The organism is Rhodococcus sp. NPDC003348 (assembly GCF_053589375.1).
On record NZ_JBSFRT010000060.1, the window covers coordinates 1 to 20,972 of the forward strand.

General features: G+C 70.1%; 19 protein-coding genes. 5 read left to right on the plus strand and 14 right to left on the minus strand.

Annotated elements, in window-relative coordinates:
• Positions 1–46: 46 nt before the first annotated feature.
• Positions 47–2,410, minus strand: a complete 2,364-nt coding sequence (locus tag ACWDU4_RS26270) for a Tex family protein (protein WP_450116888.1) — start codon at positions 2,408–2,410, stop codon at positions 47–49.
• Between the two features lie 149 nt (positions 2,411–2,559).
• Here ACWDU4_RS26270 and ACWDU4_RS26275 point away from each other — a divergent pair, with 149 nt between their 5' ends.
• Both ACWDU4_RS26275 and ACWDU4_RS26280 read left to right on the plus strand, forming a co-directional pair.
• Complete coding sequence (locus tag ACWDU4_RS26275; RefSeq protein ID WP_450116889.1) at positions 2,560–4,083, plus strand: serine hydrolase domain-containing protein; 1,524 nt, start codon at positions 2,560–2,562, stop codon at positions 4,081–4,083.
• Positions 4,084–4,179: 96 nt separating this feature from the next.
• Complete coding sequence (locus ACWDU4_RS26280) at positions 4,180–5,268, plus strand: hypothetical protein (protein WP_450116890.1); 1,089 nt, start codon at positions 4,180–4,182, stop codon at positions 5,266–5,268.
• A gap of 7 nt (positions 5,269–5,275) precedes the next feature.
• Here the strand turns inward: ACWDU4_RS26280 and trmD are convergent, their stop codons facing one another.
• The 4 genes from trmD to rpsP are packed head-to-tail and all read right to left on the minus strand — an operon-like array spanning position 5,276 to position 7,260.
• A complete protein-coding gene (trmD, locus tag ACWDU4_RS26285) occupies positions 5,276–5,971 on the minus strand; it encodes a tRNA (guanosine(37)-N1)-methyltransferase TrmD (protein WP_450116891.1) in 696 nt (231 codons plus the stop codon).
• A 2-nt stretch (positions 5,972–5,973) separates the two neighbouring features.
• Positions 5,974–6,549 (minus strand): ribosome maturation factor RimM, encoded by a 576-nt coding sequence (gene rimM, locus ACWDU4_RS26290; RefSeq protein ID WP_450116892.1) that lies wholly within the window; start codon positions 6,547–6,549, stop codon positions 5,974–5,976.
• 4 nt (positions 6,550–6,553) lie between these two features.
• Positions 6,554–6,796 (minus strand): RNA-binding protein, encoded by a 243-nt coding sequence (locus tag ACWDU4_RS26295; RefSeq protein WP_450116893.1) that lies wholly within the window; start codon positions 6,794–6,796, stop codon positions 6,554–6,556.
• Positions 6,793–7,260 carry a 30S ribosomal protein S16 gene (rpsP, locus tag ACWDU4_RS26300; protein ID WP_450116894.1) on the minus strand — a complete coding sequence of 156 codons (468 nt, stop codon included), beginning with the start codon at positions 7,258–7,260 and terminating at the stop codon, positions 6,793–6,795. Before rpsP ends, ACWDU4_RS26295 begins: the two co-directional genes overlap by 4 nt.
• 284 nt (positions 7,261–7,544) lie before the next feature.
• On the opposite strand from rpsP, the gene ACWDU4_RS26305 reads away from it, so the two are divergent.
• On the plus strand, positions 7,545–8,201 hold the full coding sequence (locus ACWDU4_RS26305; RefSeq protein WP_450116895.1) for a DUF5336 domain-containing protein: 657 nt from the start codon (positions 7,545–7,547) through the stop codon (positions 8,199–8,201).
• A complete protein-coding gene (locus ACWDU4_RS26310; RefSeq protein ID WP_450116896.1) occupies positions 8,198–8,992 on the plus strand; it encodes an NADase-type glycan-binding domain-containing protein in 795 nt (264 codons plus the stop codon). Before ACWDU4_RS26305 ends, ACWDU4_RS26310 begins: the two co-directional genes overlap by 4 nt.
• A gap of 12 nt (positions 8,993–9,004) precedes the next feature.
• On the opposite strand, the gene ACWDU4_RS26315 is transcribed toward ACWDU4_RS26310, so the two are convergent.
• A complete protein-coding gene (locus ACWDU4_RS26315; protein ID WP_450116897.1) occupies positions 9,005–9,835 on the minus strand; it encodes a mycofactocin-coupled SDR family oxidoreductase in 831 nt (276 codons plus the stop codon).
• A gap of 52 nt (positions 9,836–9,887) precedes the next feature.
• Complete coding sequence (locus ACWDU4_RS26320) at positions 9,888–10,655, minus strand: carboxymuconolactone decarboxylase family protein (RefSeq protein WP_450116898.1); 768 nt, start codon at positions 10,653–10,655, stop codon at positions 9,888–9,890.
• A 116-nt stretch (positions 10,656–10,771) separates the two neighbouring features.
• On the opposite strand from ACWDU4_RS26320, the gene ACWDU4_RS26325 reads away from it, so the two are divergent.
• Positions 10,772–11,446: a TetR/AcrR family transcriptional regulator gene (locus ACWDU4_RS26325; RefSeq protein WP_450116899.1), complete on the plus strand. Its 675-nt coding sequence runs from the start codon at positions 10,772–10,774 to the stop codon at positions 11,444–11,446.
• A 77-nt stretch (positions 11,447–11,523) separates the two neighbouring features.
• Here the strand turns inward: ACWDU4_RS26325 and ACWDU4_RS26330 are convergent, their stop codons facing one another.
• The 7 genes from ACWDU4_RS26330 to ACWDU4_RS26360 all read right to left on the minus strand — a co-directional run bounded on the left by ACWDU4_RS26330 (position 11,524) and on the right by ACWDU4_RS26360 (position 20,915).
• Positions 11,524–12,618: an amidohydrolase family protein gene (locus ACWDU4_RS26330; RefSeq protein ID WP_450116900.1), complete on the minus strand. Its 1,095-nt coding sequence runs from the start codon at positions 12,616–12,618 to the stop codon at positions 11,524–11,526.
• 3 nt (positions 12,619–12,621) lie between these two features.
• A complete protein-coding gene (gene ffh, locus ACWDU4_RS26335) occupies positions 12,622–14,196 on the minus strand; it encodes a signal recognition particle protein (RefSeq protein ID WP_450116901.1) in 1,575 nt (524 codons plus the stop codon).
• Positions 14,197–14,262: 66 nt separating this feature from the next.
• Positions 14,263–16,803, minus strand: coding sequence for a [protein-PII] uridylyltransferase (locus ACWDU4_RS26340; protein ID WP_450116902.1), 2,541 nt, complete (start codon positions 16,801–16,803; stop codon positions 14,263–14,265).
• Positions 16,793–17,131 (minus strand): P-II family nitrogen regulator, encoded by a 339-nt coding sequence (locus tag ACWDU4_RS26345; RefSeq protein ID WP_450116903.1) that lies wholly within the window; start codon positions 17,129–17,131, stop codon positions 16,793–16,795. Before ACWDU4_RS26345 ends, ACWDU4_RS26340 begins: the two co-directional genes overlap by 11 nt.
• A gap of 5 nt (positions 17,132–17,136) precedes the next feature.
• Complete coding sequence (locus ACWDU4_RS26350) at positions 17,137–18,510, minus strand: ammonium transporter (RefSeq protein WP_450116904.1); 1,374 nt, start codon at positions 18,508–18,510, stop codon at positions 17,137–17,139.
• A gap of 184 nt (positions 18,511–18,694) precedes the next feature.
• Complete coding sequence (gene ftsY / locus ACWDU4_RS26355; protein ID WP_450116905.1) at positions 18,695–20,203, minus strand: signal recognition particle-docking protein FtsY; 1,509 nt, start codon at positions 20,201–20,203, stop codon at positions 18,695–18,697.
• 64 nt (positions 20,204–20,267) lie between these two features.
• Positions 20,268–20,915, minus strand: a complete 648-nt coding sequence (locus tag ACWDU4_RS26360) for a TetR/AcrR family transcriptional regulator (RefSeq protein ID WP_450116906.1) — start codon at positions 20,913–20,915, stop codon at positions 20,268–20,270.
• Between the last annotated feature and the right edge of the window lie 57 nt (positions 20,916–20,972).

The window sequence follows — 20,972 nt, forward strand, 5'->3', positions numbered from 1 at the left end:
CTTGTGGTGGCTCCCGCCACCACAAGTGCGCACGAGTGCGCAGCGCCTACTTCCCGAAGCCGGCCTTGCGGAGGGCGTCGGCCATCGATCCGTTGGCCGGCCGCTCGGACCGGCCCCCGCCCTGACGCTGCCCGCCGTTGCCCCGACCGCCGCCGTTGCCGTTGCCGCGCCCACCGCCGTTGCGACCACCCTGACCGCCACCGTTGCCGCCCGAGCGGTGCTGCTGGCCGCCCTGACGCGGACCCGACTGCTTCGGCGCACCGGGCTCGTCGTCGAGGCGCAGGCTCAGGCCGATCCGCTGCCGCGGCACGTCGACCTCCATCACCTTCACCTTGACGACGTCACCGGACTTGACGACCTCGCGCGGATCCTTGACGAAGTTGTGTGACATCGCGGACACGTGCACCAGGCCGTCCTGGTGCACACCGACGTCGACGAACGCGCCGAACGCGGCGACGTTGGTGACGACACCCTCGAGCACCATGCCGGGATTGAGGTCGGCGACCTTCTCCACGCCCGCCGCGAACGTCGCGGTCTTGAACTCCGGTCGCGGGTCGCGGCCCGGCTTCTCGAGTTCGGCGATGATGTCGCTGACGGTCGGGACGCCGAACCGGTCGTCGGCGAATTCCTGCGGGCGCAGCGACCGCAGCACCGTCGTGTTGCCGATGATCTCCTTCACCGTCGAGCCCTGGGCGTCGACGATCCGCCGCACCACCGGGTACGCCTCCGGGTGCACGGCGGACGCGTCGAGCGGGTCGTCGCCGTCGGTGATCTTCAGAAAGCCCGCACACTGCTCGAATGCCTTGGGCCCGAGCCGGGGCACGTCCTTGAGCGCGGCGCGGGTCCGGAACGGTCCGTTGGCGTCGCGGTGCGCGACGATCGACTCCGCGAGCGAACCCGCGATGCCCGACACCCGCGACAGGAGCGGCACCGATGCGGTGTTGACGTCGACGCCGACGGCGTTCACGGCGTCCTCGACGACCGCGGACAGCGACCGCGCGAGCAGCGACTCGGACACGTCGTGCTGGTACTGGCCGACCCCGATGGACTTCGGGTCGATCTTCACCAGTTCGGCGAGCGGGTCCTGGAGCCGGCGCGCGATCGAGACGGCGCCGCGGATCGACACGTCCAGGTCGGGCAGTTCCTGCGAGGCGTACGCGGACGCCGAGTACACCGACGCCCCCGCCTCGGAGACCATCACCTTGGTCAGCCCGGCATCGGGGAACTTGGCGATCAGGTCGGCGACCAGGGCGTCGGTCTCGCGGGACGCGGTGCCGTTGCCGATGGCGACGAGGTCGACGCGGTACTTCGCGGCGAGCCCGGCGAGGGTGGCCAGGGACTGGTCCCACTTGTTCGCGGGCTGGTGCGGGTAGATGGTCTCGTGGGCGAGGACCTTGCCGGTGGCGTCGACCACCGCGACCTTCGTGCCGGTGCGGAATCCGGGGTCGAGGCCCATGGTGGCGCGGGTGCCGGCGGGCGCGGCGAGCAGCAGGTCCTTGAGGTTCGCCGCGAACACGTCGACGGCGTCCTGCTCGGCGGACTGCCGCAGGCGCATCCGGGTGTCGATGCCGAGGCTGACCGCCAGCTTCGTCTTCCACGCCCAGCGGACGGTGTCGAGCAGCCAGCGGTCGGCGGGACGGCCCCGGTCGGCGACACCGAACCGGGCGGCGATGCGGCCCTCGTACACGGACGGCTCCCCCGGCACCGGTTCCTCGGTGTCGGCGTCCAGGCTGAGCGAGAGCACCTCTTCCTTCTCGCCGCGCAGCAACGCGAGGATCCGGTGTGAGGGCAGCTTTTCGAACGGTTCGGAGAACTCGAAGTAGTCGGCGAACTTGGCGCCTTCGGTCTCCTTGCCCTTGCGGACCGAGGAGCTCACCTGGCCGCGCCGCCACATCGTCTCGCGCAGCTCACCGACCAGGTCGGCGTCCTCGGCGAACTGTTCGACGAGGATCGCGCGGGCACCGTCGAGCTGCTCGGCGGTGTACTGGGCGGGGTCGACGGACGGATCGGAGAGCAGGGTGTCGGCGACCGGCTGGTGTCCGGCCTCGCGGGCGATCTGGGCCTTGGTGCGCCGCTTCGGCTTGTACGGCAGGTAGATGTCCTCGAGCCGCGCCTTGGTGTCGGCGAGCATCAGCTGGTCCTCGAGCTCGTCGGTCAGCTTGTCCTGCGACCGGATCGACTCGATGACCGCGGCCCGGCGCTCGTCGAGTTCACGAAGATAGCGCAGGCGCTCGTCCAGCTGCCGCAGCTGCACGTCGTCGAGGCCACCGGTGACCTCCTTGCGGTACCGGGCGATGAACGGGACCGTCGCACCGCCGTCGAGGAGATCGACGGCCGCGCGGACCTGCTCCTCCCGGACGTCGAGTTCCTCGGCGATGCGCTGGTTCACGGTCTTGAGAGCAGTCGTCACATCGGGGAACCCTACCGGTGCCGACCGACACCACACTCGCGCGACGCCCGTCGCGTACGGCCACCACCGACGGTGGTGCGTGCGACGATTCGAGAGTGCGGCGCGCGAGGCGCGGAACGTCGTTTCGTCAACCGACCGGAGGTCCGTGGATGCCGGGAATCGATCCGACCGAGACCATGTCCCACGTCCAGGGAATCCTGGGCCGTCAGCCGGCCGTGGGGTTCGCGCTGGGAATCGTGCGCGACGGGTCGACCGAGTTCCTCCACACCAGCGGCCTGGCGGACATCGCGGCGCACGCTCCGATCACCGAGGACACAGTGTTCCGGATCGCCTCCATCACGAAGACCTTCACCGCGATCGCGATCCTGCAACTGCAGGAGCAGGGGCTGGTCGACCTCGACGCCCCCGCCGACGAGTACCTGCGTGCGTACCGACTGGTTCCGTCGAAATCCGGATGGCGGCCCGCGACCCTGCGTCACCTGCTGACCCACACCGCCGGGATCGGGGAGCTGGCGCCCCGATCCGGTTTTCTCCGGCGGGATTTCGGCGAGAGCATCGCGCCCGGGCGGCCGGTGCCGACCTTGGCCGAGCACTATCGGGGCGGCGTCCGCCTCGACGCGGAGCCGGGCACGATGTTCCGGTACGGGGACCACGGTCCGGCGACACTCGGGCAGATCGTCGAGGACGTCACCGGAATCCCCCTGCACCGCTATCTGCGCGAGCACGTCTTCGCACCGCTGGGCATGACGGACACGACCCTGCTGCGCTCCGAGGTCGACCCCGCCCGACTGGCGACCGGGTACACACTCGGTCCCGACGGTGCCCGCGTGGTCCCGTTCCGCGAGTGGGTGACAGCGGGCGCCGCCAATGTGCTCTCCACTCCACGGGACATGGGTCGGTACCTCGCCGCACTGCTGGGTGGCGGCAGCAACGAGCACGGCTGCGTCCTGCAGCCGGCGACGCTCGCGAGCATGTTCGCGCCCCAGTACCGGCCCCACCCCCGTATTCCGGGCATGGGCCTGGCGTTCTTTCGTAAGAACCCGGGCGGGCACGCCGTCGTCGAACACCAGGGCCTGCTGCCGGGGTTCGATTCGCAGATCGTCGTCGCGCCGGAGGACGGTGTCGCGATCATGGCGTTCACGAACGGGACCCGGCAGGGAGGGATGTGGCTGCCGGTCGAGGTGGGCGGCCTGCTCGGCCGGCTGATCGACGTGCCCGACGACGGGATCCGCACCGATGTCCCACAGCGACCCGAGTTCTGGAACGAGCTGTGCGGCTGGTATCAGCTCCCCGGCTCACTCACGGACACCCGGGTGCGGTCGCTGATGGGCGCCGGATTCGAGGTTCTCGTCCGCCGCGGCCGGCTGACCTTCCGATTCCTCGGACCGGTCCCGCCCCTGCTGCGCGGACTGCCGCTGCACCCGGACGACCCGGCGGACCCCTACGCGTTTCGGCTCGACCTCTCGGAGTTCGGCGTGGGCAGTTTCCCGGTCGTGTTCGGTCGCGACCCGGATTCGGGCGTCATGGCGGTGCACCTGGAGATGATGCCGCTCTCCGCGCACAGGAAGCCGAGGACCACGAATCCGCGGCTGTGGGCCGAGGGCGCCGGCGCCGCCGCGGCGGCGGCCGTACTCGGACGGGTGGTGTCCGGCAGGATGAGACGAGCAAGGTAGGTCGGTCCCATGGCGGCGGGCCGGATTCCGATCCGCGACCATTGCCCGCCCCCTACCCTGGGACACCGGCACGGACACGGCACCGAGGAGGCACCCATGCGCGCGCGTTTCGCGGCGATCGCACTCGCCGCGGCGATCGCACTCGGGGCCTGCGGATGCACCGTGCCGACCGAGTCCGAGCAGGCCACCCTCCCCGCCCGACCGGACGCGCCGACATGGCAGGCGGAGCAGCAGGTGCCGACGCTGCACGACCCTCCCCCCGTCCCGGCACCACCCGCATCCTCCGCGACGGCTGCGCCGCCACCGCCGATGGCCGCGACGTGGACTCCGGTGCCCCGCGCCTCGGGTCCGCTGCCGGCCGACATCGAGGCCCGGATCGGCGCTGCGACCGCCGCCGCCTCTGCCCGTGGCGCGGACACGTCGGTGACGTTGCTCGACCGCGTGACCGGCGACCGGTTCGGCACCGCCGAGACCGACGTCGTCGAGACTGCCTCGGTCGCCAAGCTTTTCATCGCGGACGAGATGCTGCACGAGGACGCGTCGATCTCGGAGGAGGACGAGGACCTGCTCGTCCGCATGCTCGAACGGTCCGACGACGACGCCGCGAACAGCTTGTGGCTCCGATACGGCGGGAGCGCGATCGTCGACGCCGTCGCCGACCGCTACCAACTGCCCGACACCCGCCCGCCATGGGACGGCAATTGGTGGAACACCGAGACCAACACCGCCGATCTGGTCGACTACTACGCCGAATTCCTCGACGGCGGCGGCGGACTGGCACCGGACGCGACCGCGGAGATCCTCGGGCACCTGCGCCGGTCCACTCCCGTCGCCGCCGACGGTTACGACCAGCGGTTCGGCATCCCGGAGGCGTTGGGCGCGCAACAGGACGGCGATGTCGCGGTCAAACAGGGCTGGATGTGCTGCACGGCCGGCCGCTGGGTCCACGTGTCGACGGCGGTGGTCGGGCCGGACTCGCGGTACGTGCTGGTCGTCGCGGCACACGAGAACGTGGACTACGCCGACGCCACCGACCGCGGTGCCGACGGCGGCGCACAGGAGGCGTACCCGACGCTGCCCGACACCTCGTTGGACTCGGCGGCGGACGATGCCAGTGCCGCACACGCCCGCGAGACGATGACCCTGGTGGTGCGAACCCTGTTCCCGGAGGGGCGAATCGGGTAGCGGAGGTCTACCGGCCGTCGCCGTGGTCCGGCAGCAGGTCCGGCCGCCGCTCCGCGGTCCGGCGCAGCGACTGCTCCCGGCGCCACTGCTCGACCTTCGCGTGGTTGCCCGACAGCAGCACCTCGGGGACGTCGAGTCCGCGCCAGCTGACCGGCCGGGTGTAGCTGGGCCCTTCGAGGAGCCCGTCGGAGAACGAATCCTCTTCGTGCGACTGCTGATTGCCGAGCACGCCGGGCATCAGCCGAACCACGGCCTCCGCCATGACGAGCACCGCGGCCTCGCCGCCGATGAGCACGTAGTCGCCGATGCTCACCTCCTCGACGCGCACGCGGCGGGCGGCGTCGTCGAAGACGCGCTGGTCGATGCCCTCGTACCGGCCGCAGGCGAAGACCAGGTGCTTCTCTCGCGACCAGCGCTGGGCGGTGGCCTGGGTGAAGGGCACCCCGGCCGGGGTGGGGACCACGAGCAGGGCGTCGTCGGGGCAGACCGCGTCGAGCGCGTCGCCCCAGATGGTGGGCTTCATGACCATGCCGGGTCCGCCGCCGTACGGGGAGTCGTCGACGGCCTTGTGCACGTCGTGCGTCCAGTCGCGCAGGTTGCGCACGCCGACGGACACCAGACCCTTGTCGATGGCCTTGCCCAGCAACGCCGTTCGCAGCGGTTCGAGGTACTCGGGGAAAATCGTGATGACGTCGAGGCGCACGGCTACTCCGGGTCCAGCAATCCTTCGGGCGGGTCGATCTCGACGTAGCCGTCGGCGACAGCGACGACCGGGACGATCGCGGTGACGAACGGGATCAGGATTTCGCCCGCCGACGGTGCCTGGGACTCGGGAGCGGTCGGCGGTGCCGACGAATCCGGCACGGCGCCGGCCGGCCGCACGGACAGCAGCTCCCCTGCCGCCGAGTGCAGCACCTCGACCACGGTCCCGACGACGGTCCCGTCGCCCAGCCGGACCTCGAGACCCTCGAGTTCGTGGTCGTAGAACGAGTCCGGGTCCTCGGACGGCGGCAGCTCCGTGGTGTCGACGAGGAACAGCGTTCCACGGAGCGCGTCGGCCGCGGTGCGGTCCTCGACGCCCTTCAGACGCAGCAGAAGCCGCCCGGAGTGCTCCCGGGCGGCTTCCACCGTGTAATCGGTCAGTTTCCGATCACGGGGCTTCCGGCCGTGCAGGACCGCACCGACGGCGAAGCGCAGCTCCGGCTCGTCGGTGCGGATCTCGACGGCGAGTTCGCCCCTGATGCCGTGTGACTTGGCGACACGGCCGACAACGAGTTCCACCGATCTACTGATCGGTGTCGATCACGTCGACGCGGATCCCCTTGCCACCGATGCCGGTGACGAGGGTCCGCAGTGCGGTGGCGGTACGGCCACCGCGGCCGATCACCTTGCCGAGGTCGTCGGGATTGACGTGGACCTCGACGGTGCGCCCGCGACGCCCGGTGATCAACTCGACCCGGACGTCGTCGGGATTGGCGACGATGCCGCGAACGAGATGTTCGACGGCGTCGGCGACAACGGCACTCACTTGTCAGCAGCCTCGGAATCCGCGGCGGCCTCGGCCTCGGCGGGCGCCTCGGCAGCAGCCTCGTCCGCGTCCTTCTTGGCGGCCTTCTTCTTCGGGGTGATGGCCTCGGCGACCGGCTCGTTCTCGGCCTGCGCGAGCGCGGCCTGGAACAGCTCGAGCTTGGAGGGCTTGGCCTCCTTGGTCTTGAGGGTGCCCTCGGTGCCCGGCAGGCCCTTGAACTTCTGCCAGTCACCGGTGATCTTGAGCAGGTTCTCGACCGGCTCGGTGGGCTGGGCGCCGACGCCGAGCCAGTACTGCGCGCGCTCCGAGTCGATCTCGATCAGCGACGGCTCTTCCTTCGGGTGGTACTTGCCGATGGTCTCGATCGCACGGCCGTTGCGGCGGGTGCGAGAGTCCGCGACGATGATGCGGTACTGCGGGTTGCGGATCTTGCCGAGCCGCGTGAGCTTGATCTTGACAGCCATGGTGGAGCCTTTCGAATGGTCACGGCGCAATTCAGCGATGCGCAAGGCGTGCGCACCCGGTTTTGCGTTTGAGGGGGTGTCGTGACCGCCGCGCGGTACGTAACCGGAGACGGGCGAACAGCGGTCCATTCTGCCAGACGGGGACGCCGACGGGCGAATCGCCCGTTCCGCCGCCCCGCGACTCGCCAACACCGGTGATACCGCTCTCCTCGGCGGGGTCGCTGCCTAGACTCCGGTCAGCCGCGCGTTGCGGGTTCGTTCGACGTCTCGAAGGGGGTTCGACGTTGTCGTCCACGCCGCCCACGCCCACCCCACCGGAGCCGGTCACGGCTCCTCCGGCGAACCCGTACCCCAGTTTCGCCGACGGCCCTCCGGTTCCCGAGCGTGGACGTGCCACCGCCCTGGCGTGGCTGGTGCTGCTGCTGGGCCTGGCCGCGTTGCTGACCGGGCTCGGTCCGCTGCTTCGGGTGCAGACCGACTCGGGCGAGCTGACGGCGAGTGCCTTCGTCGTGCCGCAGGGCCTGCTGGTCGTCGCCTGCCTGCTGTTCTCCGGGCTGGTCGCCGGACTGTCGACACTGCCCCGTCTGAAGCAGGTTCGCGGCGCCACCCCGGTCCTGCACGCCCTCGCCACGGCCGCCGCCACGGTCGGTGCCCTGCTCGCCGCGTTCGCGCTGATCGTGATCGTCGGCGTCGCCCGACCCACCGATCTGGTCTCCGGGCTCACCCGCGACACCGAACTCGTCGTCGGGCTCGGCTGGGCCGGGATCACGATCCTCGCGCTGGCGGTGGCGCAGGCGATCACCGCGTTCGTCGCCCTCGCCTACGACGTCGGGCTGGTGCAGACCCGCCGCACGATGCTCCTCGCGCCCGGCCGCCTCCCCACACCGGCGTCCGGGTCCACCGACCAGGCGCCCACACCCACGAAAGCCGACACCGTATGAGCGAGAGCGCACCCGCACCGCAGCCGCCGAACCCGCTCCCACCCGAACCGCCCCGCCCACCGCTGTCGGTACGCGGATGGCTGGCCGTCGCGGCCGCGGCGGCCGCCGTCCTCGCGCTGCTCGCCGGTGGCGGCTATCTCCTCAACCGGACCCTCGGCGACGACGAGACGTCGGTTACGGGCAGCGCGGCGCCGGCTGCCGACGACAACGGCGATCTCGGCGGCGGCGACTTCGCCACCGGGGACGACTTCGACTTCGGCGCGGACACCGACACCGTCGCCGTCGCTCCGACGGCGGTCCTGCCCACCTGCACCCCCCTGCCGCCTGCCGTGGACTCGGCGGGTCGCACGCACGCCTACGAGGCCCCCAACGCGATCGACGGCGACGTCACCACCGCCTGGCGGTGCAAGGGCACGCAGGGGCAGACCCTCGCGATCAGCTTCCCGTGCTCGGTCCACCTGGCGACCGTCGGAATCGACCCGGGCCACGACAAGACCGATCCCGACGGCTCCGACCGGTTCGCCCAGAACCGCAAGGTCACCCGGGTGAAGTGGACGTTCGACGACGGCAGCAGCGTCGAACAGCAGGTCGAGCCGCGCCGCGGCATCCAGACGATGCCCGTCGACACCACTGCCCGTACCGCGACACTGACCGTGCTGGCCACCGTCGACGGTCAGCCGGTCACCAACCGGGCAGGCGAGCGGTCCGCCCCGTTCAACGACGTCACGTCCATCAGCGAGATCCGCTTCACCGCCCGCGCCGGCGACGGCGGGGACGGCTGCGTCCGCTAGCGCGCGGGCCGGTCACCGGATCATGAATCCGGCGTCGAGCGGCCACTGGATGCCGGTGATGAACCTCGCCTCGTCGGACACCAGGTACGCGACGGCGTTGGCCACGTCCTCGGCCTCGATCATCTGCAGCGGCAGCGCGTTCTGCATGCCGGAGATCGAGTTCGCTCCGCCGGCCGCGGCCTCCTCCATCAGGGCGGCCATCGCGGCGTTCATCGTCATGCCGCTGGCCACCCCGGTCGGGTGAATGGTGTTGACCCGGATCCATTCCGGGGCCAGTTCGGCGGCCAGACCCTGCATCAACGCGACCACACCGCGTTTGGCTGCGGCGTAGGCGTTCCCGCTCGCGTTCAACGACGCGGACGCCTTGAGCCCGGCGGTGGAACTGGTGATGACGATCGAGCCACCGCGCCCACCGGCGCGCAGGGCGGGCAGCGCGGCGCGGACGGTGTGGTAGACGCCGGTGAGGTTGGTGTCGATCACGTCGTTCCAGTCGGCCAGGAAGTCCTCCGACTCGGGGCCCATCCGAATGATGCCCGCGTTGGCGATGACGATGTCGACGCGGCCGAACTGCTCGTGGCCCACGTCGAAGGCGTTCTGGAGTTGTTCGTAGTCCCGGACGTCCGCCTTGAGTCCGGCCATCGTGCGGCCTTCCTTCTCGACCAGGCGAACGGTCTCCTCCAGATCGGCCTCGCTCGAGTTCGGATAGGTCATCGACGCCACGTTCTCGCAGATGTCGATCCCGATGATGTCGGCACCTTCCCGTGCGAGTCGCACCGCATGGGCTCGACCCTGTCCCCTACCTGCTCCGGTGATGAATGCGACGCGTCCTTCGAGTCCGGGCATTGCTCTGTGACTCCTTCTCGGCACCTGTGCCGTTTCGAGTTGGATCGGCTGGCTATCGGTTGCGACTCGTGACGCCCCGGGATGTCGGCGCGCCTCGGCGGCTGATTCGGTCCCATGCCTCGTTCGCGGTGCTGTGCAGGGCCTGCCCCTTGGCGAAACCGGAGTAGGCCGCGAATTGCAGGACCACCTCGTCCATTTCCGGTTTCGTGATGTCGCCGGACTCCAACGCCGAACCCACGTGGGACTGCAGCGGCGTGATCGCGTCGTTCACCGCAACCGACGCGACGGTGATGAAGCGGCGGTCGCGGCGGGTCAGGCCGGGGCGCTGCCAGACGTGGCCGAAGACGAAGTTGAGGATTCCGGCGTGGATGTAAGGGGTGTCGGGTGTCGGCGCGTCGATCAGGTTGACGTCGACGAACTCCTCGATGCCGCGCTCGATGCGCTCGTCCCAGTTGGCCTGCCCCAGTGTGCTGTTCTCCATGGGCTGCAAGGGCGAGCGTTCGAGGCCGCGGTCCTGCTGGATGCGTGCCCATTGCCTGCGCACGACACCCTCCAGGTGGGATGCCTTGGGCCAGCCGTTGTACACGGCGAAGTGCAGTACGAACTCCAGCAGCTCGTCCACGGTCATGTCGCCGCTGTTGAGGGCCGCGTACACGTGATCGTCGATCGGCCGTGGCGCGTCCGCCGCCCCGACACAGGTCAGCGTCACCCATCGGCGGTTGCGACGACTCAGGCCCGGGCGTGACCAGATCTGCCCGAAGACGAAACGCCGGTTGAACTCGTCGAACGGGGTGTCCGACGGTTCGGGCTCAACGGTCATCACACCCCGAAGCTCCTCGGCGACTTGACTTTTCATTCGGGACACCCACTCTCAATTCGTGTGCATTAAGATTAAGTCCTAAGACTTAGGTTGTCCAGAGTGGTTTCATGTGGGTTATGTCCAAGCCGGAACCGGTCGCCCTGTCGGCCAAACAGCAGCTGGTGCTCACTGCCGAGCGCCTCTTCGCGATCCACGGACTGGACGGCGTGCCACTGCGGCGTATCGGCACGGAAGCGGGCATGGCGAACAAATCGGCCGTGCAGTACCACTTCGGCACCAAGGAAGGGCTGATCGAAGCCATCCTGTTCAACCGCGTGGACGACCTCACCAGACGGCGCGCACTTCTCGAAGCCCGTGTGCAGGCGGGCGACCTCCGCGGCACCGTGGAAGCCCATCAGCTGCCACTGATCGAACTCGGCGAGGACGAGAACTGCTACTACCTGCCGTTCCTCGAGAAGTTGACGCAGCACGAACACCCACTCGAGAATCTCCCCGCGAGCCACCGCGGGTCCGAAGTCGCGTACTACGACCGCCTCCGCACGATGCTGGACTTCGTCCCACAACCGCTGCGGGACATCCGAATCAACCAGGTCTCGTCGGTGTGCCTGCACGTGTGCGCCGACCGGCACCGGCGCCGAACCCTGGGACTGCCCATCGCGCCCTATGCGCTGCACGTGAGTCAACTGCTCGACGGCCTGGTGGCCATCCTCGCCACCCCGCCGTCCGACGAGACGCTCGCAGCACTCGAAGGCGTCCCCTCCGATCAACCCCCGCTACGACTGCTGCCCTGAGGCACACGGCAGCCGACACCGGCCCCACCGGAAAACCGCTCCCGCTACGCGAACCGGCCCTGCCGAAACCGGTCCCGCTACGCGAACCGGCCGCGCCGGGTGACGACCTTCCCGCGCAGCACCACCAGGTCCGGCTGCGACAGCACGCCGGGGCCGGTACGCGGATCCTGTTCGTACACAACGAGGTCCGCGGGTGCGCCGGCGTCGAGGCCGGGGTGCCCGAGCCAGGGACGGGCATCCCAGCAGGCGGCGCCGAGGGCCTTGGTCGGCCCCAACCCGACGGCGGACAGTGCCGCGACCTCGTCGGCGATCCGGCCGTGCCGGATGGACCCGCCCGCGTCGGTGCCCGCGTAGATCGGGATCCCGGCGTCGTGCGCGGCGCCGATCGTCTCCCCCACCCGCGCGTGCAGGTCGCGCATGTGCGCGGCGTACACCGGGAACCGGTCCGCCGAGTCCGCGATTTCCGGGAAGGTCGCGATGTTGACCAGCGTCGGCACCAGCGCGGTGCCGTGCTCGACCATCATCTCGATCGTGGCATCCGTCAGCCCGGTGCCGTGCTCGATGCAGTCGATGCCGGCACCGATCAGTCCGGGCAGCGCGTCCTCACCGAAGACGTGCGCGGTCACCCGGGCACCGACCCGGTGCGCGGCGGCGATCGCCTCCTTGAGCACCGCGTCGCTCCACAGCGGCCGCAGGTCCCCGACCTCGCGGTCGATCCAGTCGCCGACGAGCTTGACCCAGCCGTCTCCGCGCAACGCCTGCTCGGTCACCGCGCCAGGCAGCTGCGCCTCGTCCTCGAGGTCGATCGGCAGCCCACGGATGTACCGCTTGGGGCGCGCAAGGTGCCTGCCCGCCCGGATGATCCGGGGCAGGTCGTCCCGGCCGTCGACGATGCGGGTGTCCACCGGGGACCCCGCGTCACGTAGCAGCAGGACGCCGCAGTCGCGCTCGGTCTCGGCCTGCGCGAGCAGCCCGCTCTCGTCCTCGTGGCCGCCACCGTACCGGATCCCGACGTGGCAGTGCGCATCGACGAGCCCCGGCAGAATCCACCCGGTCTCGGTCAGCGTCCGTGCACCCGGGATCGGGTCGGTGGAGATCAGGCCGTCGTCGTCGACCCACAGCTCGACACCCTGTTCGTCTGGCAGGCCGCGGCCGGCCAGCCGGAGCGCCACCGGCTACTTCTTCGGCAGCTTGAGCTGGGACAGGTCGAGGCCCTCGAGGCCGGGCGGCAGCTCGTCGAGGCCCTTCGGCATCTTCGACAGGTCCATCCCGGCGGGCAGGCCCGGGAAGCCACCGGGGAATCCGCCCGGCATGCCCGGGAATCCTCCGCGGATCTTCGGCGGCGTGGGGCCCTTGCCGCCCTTCTTGCCCTTCTTGCCCTTCTTGGAGCGCTGGGTGCGGGCACCCGGCATCCCCATCCGGCCGGCCATCGCCGTCATCATCTTGCGGGCCTCGAAGAACCGGTCGACCAACTGGTTGACGTCGGAAACCTTGACACCCGAGCCGTTCGCGATCCGCAGCCGGCGGGACGCGTTGATGATCTTCGGGTTGGCGCGCTCGGCCGGGGTCATGCCGCGGATGATCGCCTGGATTCGGTCGAGCTGCTTGTCGTCGACCTGGGCGAGGGCGTCCTTCATCTGCCCGGCACCGGGCAGCATGCCGAGCAGGTTGCCGATCGGGCCCATCTTGCGGACGGCCATCATCTGCTCGAGGAAGTCCTCGAGGGTGAGTTCGCCGGAGCCGATCTTCTGTGCGGCGGCCTCGGCCTGCTTGGCGTCGAAGACCTGCTCGGCCTGCTCGATCAGCGTGAGCACGTCGCCCATGCCGAGGATCCGGCTCGACATCCGGTCCGGGTGGAAGACGTCGAAGTCCTCGAGCTTCTCGCCGGTGGACGCGAACATGATCGGCTTGCCGGTGATCTCGCGGACGCTCAGCGCGGCGCCACCGCGGGCGTCACCGTCGAGCTTGGTCAGGACGACGCCGGTGAACCCGACGCCGGACTGGAACGCCTCGGCGGTGTGCACGGCGTCCTGACCGGTCATCGCGTCGAGGACGAACAGGACCTCGTCGGGCTGCACGGCGTCGCGGATGCCTGCGGCCTGCGCCATCAGCTCCTCGTCGATGCCGAGGCGACCGGCGGTGTCGACGATGACCACGTCGAAGTGCTTGGCGCGGGCCTCCTCGACGCCGCGGCGGGCCACGTCGACCGGGTCGGCCGCGGACTGGCCGAGCTCGTTCTCCCCGCCGCCGATCGAGGTGCCGGGGTGCGGTGCGAACACCGCGGCCCCGGCCCGCTCACCGACAATCTGAAGCTGGTTGACCGCACCCGGACGCTGCAGGTCACACGCCACCAGCAGCGGAGTGTGGCCCTGCCCGGTCAGCCACGACGCGAGCTTGCCCGCGAGGGTGGTCTTACCGGAACCCTGCAGACCGGCGAGCATGATCACCGTGGGAGGGGTCTTTGCGAACTGCAGCCGGCGCGTCTCACCACCGAGGATCCCGACCAGTTCCTCGTTGACGATCTTGACGACCTGCTGGGCCGGGTTCAGCGCACCGGAGACCTCGGCGCCCTTCGCGCGCTCCTTGATCCTGGCGATGAAGGACCGGACGACCGGCAACGCGACATCGGCCTCGAGCAGGGCGAGCCTGATCTCCCTGCACGTTGCGTCGATGTCGGCGCCGGACAGCCGGCCCTTGCCGCGCAGGTCCTTGAGGGCACCTGTCAACCTGTCGGAAAGGGATTCGAACACCGATCGAGCTCCTGGCTGTGAGACGGGGCGGTCTGGACTGGCTGTCCGCGGACACTTCCGTCCAGACTAGCCGCTGCCGGCCATGCTTCCCTCCTCCCCGTCCTTCTTGGCCGGGGCCGGTGCGGGCACCACCGCCAGGATCGCGGTCTCCAGGTCCTCCCGGGTCACCCGGGAGTCGCCCTCGCCGAGGTGCAGGCAGAACGCGTCCACGACCGCGTTGCCCAGGGTGGCGACCTTCGCCCACCGCACGTCCGCGCCGTGCTGTTCGAGGGTGGCAGCGAGCCTGCACAGCAGGCCCAGCCGGTCCTCGGTGCGCAGCTCGACGATCACCTGACCGTCGACGGCCGTCTCGAACCAGATGATCCGCGGCGGCGCCTGCGCGTACTGCACCGGCACGCCCGCGACGCCGAGCTCGAGCGCCTGCTCCTCGTTGGCGACCCGTTCCTTCTCCGCCAGCATCGCCACCAGGTCCAGCTCCCCGGCGGTGGCACGGATCAACTCCTGCCGCAGCAGCCCCGCCTGCGGCGGGGCCCCGAACCGGGGCGAGACGGTGAAGGAGTTGACCGCCGATCCCTGATGACTGCCGACCGAGGCCGACAACACCCGCAGCGAGTGCAGGGCCAGCACCCCGGCGGCATCGGACAGCAGCCCGGGCACGTCCGGCGCGATCACCGTCACCGTGTACGTGTGCGGGCCCTCGGCGGGCGCCAGCATCACGTGCACGCCCCCGGTCTCGGCCAGCGCCGCGTGCTCGGGGTCGACCGGGTCCGGCTCCGGCAACGTCTCACCGGCCATCACCAGCCGGCAGCGCCGCACCAGTTCACCGATCAGCGACGCCTTCCAGTCCCCCCACACGCCGGGACCGGTCGCCAGCGAATCCGCCTCGGCGAGCGTGTACAGCAGCTCAAGCAGCACCGAGTCGTGTCCGAGCGCGTCCGCGACCATCTGCACGGTCGCGGGGTCGTCGAGGTCGCGTCGGGTCGCCGTGTCCGGCAGCAGCAGGTGGTGCCGGACCATCGCGCTGAGCAGCGCGACATCGGATGGCCACAGCCCGAGCCGGTTGCCGATCTGGTTGGCCAGCTCGGCACCGACCACGCTGTGGTCGCCGCCGCGCCCCTTCCCGATGTCGTGCAGGAGCGCCCCCAGAAGCAGCAGGTCGGGACGGGTGACGCGGGTGGTGAAGGACCCGACCTGCACCGCGGTCTCGACCAGGTGCCGGTCGACGGTCCAGGTGTGCACCGCGTCCCGCGGCGGCAGGTCCCGCACCGCGCCCCACTCGGGCAGCAGCCGCCCCCACAGGCCGGTGCGGTCCAGGGCCTCGATGACCGCGGCCATCCGCGGACCCGAACCCAACAGCACCAGGAGGTCGCCCAGCGCCTCCTTCGGCCAGGGTTCCCGCAGCTCCGGGGCGCTGTCGGAGAGCCGCCCCAGGGTGGACGACGAGATCGGCATGCCGGTCTGGGCGGCCGCCGCGGCGACCCGCATGATCAGCCCCGGGTCCTTGTTCGGTTTCGCGTCGCGGGCGAGCACCACCTCCCCCGCGTGCTGCACGACGCCCTCGTCGAGGGGCCGGCGCACCGGCACCCGCCGCAGTCGGGCCAGTCCCCGCCGAGGCAGACCGTTGGCCGCGGTGCGCAGTCCGACGTCCACCGAGTAGCCGATGGTGCGGGCGGAGTCGCTCAGAGTCCGAGCCAGATCGAACCGGTCGCCGATCCGCAGCGCGGCGCCGATTTCGTCGGCGTCCTGTGCCCGCACCGGGTCCCGGCCCCGGCCCGCGACCCGGTGCAGTTCGGTTCGGACGTCGAGCAGCCGGTCGTGCGCGGCGTCCAGACCGCCGCCGGGGGCGTCCGGACCGAGGCTCGTCGCGGCGTCGGTCAATTGCGCGATCGCCAACGCGTCGAGCAGCTGGACGTCCCGGAGGCCGCCGCGACCGTTCTTGACGTCCGGTTCGGCGCGGTGCGCGATCTCGCCGCTGCGCGACCACCGTGCCTGCGTCATCTCCACCAGCTCGTCGAAGCGCGACCGGATTCCGGTCCGCCACTGCCGCCGCACCCCACCGATCAGCAGGTTGGTCAGTTCCGCGTCACCGGCGATGTGACGGGCCTCGAGCAGGCCCATCGCCGCGGTCAGGTCCGTGGACGCCACCTGCAGCGCCTGCGGCACCGTCCGCACGCTGTGGTCGAGCTTGATGTTCGCGTCCCACAGCGGATACCAGAGGCAGTCCGCCACCTGGGACACGATGTCGGCATCCATGTCGTCGTGCAGCAGCACCAGGTCGAGATCCGAGTACGGCAGCAACTCCCGCCGTCCCAGTCCCCCGACCGCGACGATCGCGAACCCGCTGTCCGGAGTGATGCCGAGTTCCGTCCCCTTGGTCGTCAACCAGAACTCGTGCAGTTCGACCATGGCCTGACGCAACGTCGCCGCGTCGAGCCGGCGCGACCGGGGCCCTCGGTCCAGCAGCTGTTTCCGGGCCCGAGCCAGGTCGTCGGCGGCGACGATGTGCGCATGTGCTTCGTGGGCCGCAGACGCGGGTGGCCCCGACCCCGCCGACAGTGCGACGGGATCGGGGCCACCGAAAGCGGACCCAGTCGGGTCAGATTGCATCCGCACCCCGTTCGCCGGTCCGAACCCGGACGACGGAATCCACGGGGCTCACCCAGACCTTGCCGTCACCGATCTTGCCGGTGCGTGCGGCCTCGACGATCACCTCGACGACCTTGTCGACTGCACCGTCGTCGACGACGACCTCGACGCGGACCTTCGGGACGAAGTCCACCGAGTACTCCGCTCCGCGGTACACCTCGGTGTGGCCCTTCTGGCGGCCGTAGCCCTGGACCTCGCTGACGGTCATGCCCAGCACGCCTGCCTGCTCGAGCCCGGTCTTGACGTCCTCGAGAGTGAACGGCTTGACGATTGCGGTGATGAGCTTCATTGTTTTCATGCCTCCCTGACGGACGTGCGCACCGGTGCCGAGATTGCCGAACCTGCTGAGACTCCACCAAGAGCGACGAAGTCGTACGCATTTTCGGCGTGCTCAGTATCGTCCAGACCACGGGCCTCGGCCTCGTCACTCGCCCGGAGACCGATCGTGTACTTCACGATGAGCGCGACGATGGTCGTGGCGACGAGCGAGTACAGCAGGACCGCGCCCGCACCGACCGCCTGACGCCACAGCTGGTCGAAGCCACCACCGTAGAACAGGCCGTCGACCGCGGCCGGGGCCTCCGCCGTGGCGACGAAACCGACCATCAGGGTGCCGACGATGCCGCCGACCAGGTGCACACCGACGACATCGAGCGAGTCGTCGAAGCCGAAGCGGTACTTCAGTCCGACGGCGAGGGCACACAGCACGCCGGCGACGACACCGATGGCAAGGGCACCGAGCACGTTGACCGAGGAGCAGGACGGGGTGATCGCGACGAGGCCGGCGACGATGCCCGACGCGCCACCGAGGGTGGTCGCGTGGCCGTCACGGATCCGCTCGACGAGCAGCCAGGCCAGCATCGCGGCAGCGGTCGCGACGAGCGTGGTGACGAAGGCGGCACCGGCGATCCCGTTCGAGCCCACCGCGGACCCGGCGTTGAAACCGAACCAGCCGAACCACAGCAGGGCGGCACCGAGCATGACGAACGGCAGGTTGTGAGGACGGAACGGGGTGGTCGGCCATCCGCGGCGCTTGCCGAGGACCAGCGCCAGGACCAGGCCGGCGATACCGGCGTTGATGTGCACCGCGGTGCCACCGGCGAAGTCGATCGCCTTGAGCTTGTTCGCGATCCAGCCACCGGTCTCGGCGGTCACACCGTCGAAGGAGAACACCCAGTGTGCGACCGGGAAGTACACGATCGTCGCCCACAGGCCGGCGAACAGCAGCCACGGACCGAACCGCAGGCGATCGGCGACGGCGCCGGAGATCAGCGCGACGGTGATGATCGCGAACATCGCCTGGAAGGCGACGAACACCGTCGCGGGAATGGTGCCCACGAGCGGGATCGCGGCGGCGGCGCCGGTCTCGGCATCGGCGAGGTAGGAGCCACCGAACAGACCCTTGAGTCCGAAGAACTGGGTCGGATCGCCGATCAGGCCGCCTTTGTCGTCACCGAAGGCCATCGAGTAGCCGTACAGGGCCCAGAGCACACCGACGACGCCCATCGCGCCGATGCTCATCATGATCATGTTCAGGACGTTCTTCGCGCGAACCATGCCGCCGTAGAAGAACGCGAGACCCGGCGTCATCAACAACACCAGCGCGGCGCTCATCAGCATCCACGCGGTGTCACCGGCGTCCGGCGCTCCGATAGTCGGGAATTCCACCTTGTGCCTCCTCCTTCTGTCGCCCCGCGTGCTCGCGGCTTTTCGACTTAAGGAGAAGACTGCTCACCTGGTGTTTCGGCTGTGACGCTCCGGTGTTTCGAGCAAGTGAACGCATCCCGGAACTCTGTTGCTTTCAGGTTTCGTCGTGAAATCCGCCGACAACAGAGTCCGGGACGGGCGGCGGTCAGCCGAGGAGCGCGTCGACGAACGCCTCCGGTTCGAACGGGGCGAGGTCGTCGGCGCCCTCACCGAGGCCGACCAGCTTCACCGGGACGCCCAGTTCGTGCTGCACCTGGAAGACGATTCCGCCCTTGGCCGTGCCGTCCAGCTTGGTGAGCACCACACCGGTGATGTCGACGACCTCCGCGAACACCCGGGCCTGGACCAGGCCGTTCTGACCGATCGTGGAGTCGAGGACCAGCAGCACCTCGTCGACCTTGGCCCGCTTCTCGACGACCCGCTTGACCTTGCCGAGCTCGTCCATCAGGCCGGTCTTGGTGTGCAGGCGACCCGCGGTGTCGACGATGACGACGTCGACGCCGGTCTCGATGCCCTTGGTGACCGAGTCGAAGGCGATGGCGGCCGGATCGGCGCCCTCCTTGCCGCGGACCACCTCGGCACCGACCCGCTCCGCCCACGTCTGCAGCTGGTCCGCGGCGGCGGCACGGAAGGTGTCCGCGGCGCCGAGCAGCACCCGGCGTCCGTCTGCGACGAGCACCCGGGCGAGCTTGCCCGTGCTGGTCGTCTTGCCGGTGCCGTTGACGCCGACCACCAGAAGCACGCCGGGCGTGGCGTCGTGCGGCAGCGCCCGGATGGAGCGGTCCATCTCCGGGTGCAGCGCGTCGACGAGAACCTTGCGCAGCATCGCCCGGGCCTGAGCCTCCGTCTTGACCGTGCCGGACGCGATCTCCGCGCGCAGCTTGCCGACGACCTCCTCGGTGACCGCACTGCCCAGGTCCGCGATGATCAGCGTGTCCTCGATCTCCTCCCAGGAGTCCTCGTCGAGGTCACCGCCGCCGAGCAGGCCGAGCAGCGACTTGCCGACAGCATTCTGGGAGCGGGACAGCCGGCCGCGCAGACGGCCGAGACGGCCCTCGGTCGGCGCGATCTCCTCGATCGCGGGCGCCGCGGGAGCTTCCGGCGCGGGGGCGGTGATCGTCGGCGCGACCTCGGGCTCGGGCGCGACGACCTCGGGAGCAGCCGGGGCCTCCACCGGCGGCTCGGCGACCTCCGGCTCGGCAACCTTCTCGACTACCTCGGGCTCGGCAACCTCCGGCTCGGCGACCGGCTCCTCGGCAACCTCCGGCTCGGCAACCGACACCTCGGCAACCTCCGGCTCGGCAACCTCCGGCTCGGCGACCTCCGGCTCGGCGACCGGCTCCTCGGCAACCTCCGGCTCGGCCACGGGAGCCTCGGCGGGCTTTTCGACCAGCGGCTTCTCGACGATCTTGGGCTCGACCGGGACCGGCTGCGGCTTCGGGGGCGCAGTTGCCGTGGAGCCCTCGCTGAAATTGAACCCGCCGGCCGACTTGTACCCGCCGGAGCGGTCCTTCGCTTCGCCGAGCGCCTCGGGCTGTTCGGACTTCGGCGTCAGGCTGACCTGCCGCCGGCGGTACAGCACCGTACCGACGACGAGTGCAACGATGAGGACGGCCAGTACGGCCGCGATGGCGATCCAAGCTCCGGTAGTCACCGACCCATACTCTCAGGCCGGGACGGCGGTGGTGAACCGCGGTGAGGCGGGCGAGCGGGAACGGTCAGTCGGCAGTGGGCGCCGAGAGGGCCGGGAACCAGATGTCGGTGAGCACCTCGGCGGCCCGCTCGGCCGAGACGTCGATCGTCCCCTGCATCGCCCAGCGGGTGAAGAACCGCTCCAACTGGGTCGACAGGAGTTCGACCCGCAGGCGCGCCTCGTCACGGCTCGACTCGGGCCATCGCGCCACGTAGTTCGTCATTGCATTGGGCAGGGCCAGCATTCCGTCCCTCGCGATCGCCGCGAACTCGGGTTCGAGCACCGTCGCCTCGTCCCATGCCCGAAGCATCTCCCGGTACTCCCGGAACCACTCGATGGCCCGGGTGATCCAGCCGGTGAACTCCTCGCGCGATCCGGTGTCGAGGACGCGGTCGAGATCCTGGTAGATCGCCAGTGTGCTCGGCACCGTGCCCTCTTCGCTGAGTGCGCGCAGGACGTCCACCTTGCCCGGGAAGTGCAGGTAGAAGGTCGCCCTGCTGCAACCCACCTCCGCGGCGATGTCGTCGACGGTGACCGCCGCGTACCCCCGGGCGCCGAAGTGCGACCGCGCGGCGTCGAGCAGTCTCGCTCGGGTTGCCCGCTTCTGCTCGTCGCGCAGGGTTCCCCTTCTCGCCTTCCCTGCACCGGTCGACTTGCTCGCCACGTCCGCCATGACGCTGACACTACCCCGCACCTACTCAATCGACGCAACGACATTCACAGTGCGTTT

What these genes read in the sequence shown, in the direction of transcription:
- ACWDU4_RS26275 (WP_450116889.1), top strand. Translation starts at nt 2,560, where the DNA reads ATGCCGGGAATCGATCCGACCGAGACCATGTCCCACGTCCAGGGAATC.
- ACWDU4_RS26280 (WP_450116890.1), top strand. Translation starts at nt 4,180, where the DNA reads ATGCGCGCGCGTTTCGCGGCGATCGCACTCGCCGCGGCGATCGCACTC.
- rpsP (WP_450116894.1), bottom strand. Translation starts at nt 7,260, where the DNA reads ATGGCTGTCAAGATCAAGCTCACGCGGCTCGGCAAGATCCGCAACCCG.
- ACWDU4_RS26310 (WP_450116896.1), top strand. Translation starts at nt 8,198, where the DNA reads ATGAGCGAGAGCGCACCCGCACCGCAGCCGCCGAACCCGCTCCCACCC.
- ACWDU4_RS26315 (WP_450116897.1), bottom strand. Translation starts at nt 9,835, where the DNA reads ATGCCCGGACTCGAAGGACGCGTCGCATTCATCACCGGAGCAGGTAGG.
- ACWDU4_RS26320 (WP_450116898.1), bottom strand. Translation starts at nt 10,655, where the DNA reads ATGACCGTTGAGCCCGAACCGTCGGACACCCCGTTCGACGAGTTCAAC.
- ACWDU4_RS26325 (WP_450116899.1), top strand. Translation starts at nt 10,772, where the DNA reads ATGTCCAAGCCGGAACCGGTCGCCCTGTCGGCCAAACAGCAGCTGGTG.
- ACWDU4_RS26340 (WP_450116902.1), bottom strand. Translation starts at nt 16,803, where the DNA reads ATGCAATCTGACCCGACTGGGTCCGCTTTCGGTGGCCCCGATCCCGTC.
- ACWDU4_RS26345 (WP_450116903.1), bottom strand. Translation starts at nt 17,131, where the DNA reads ATGAAGCTCATCACCGCAATCGTCAAGCCGTTCACTCTCGAGGACGTC.
- ACWDU4_RS26360 (WP_450116906.1), bottom strand. Translation starts at nt 20,915, where the DNA reads ATGGCGGACGTGGCGAGCAAGTCGACCGGTGCAGGGAAGGCGAGAAGG.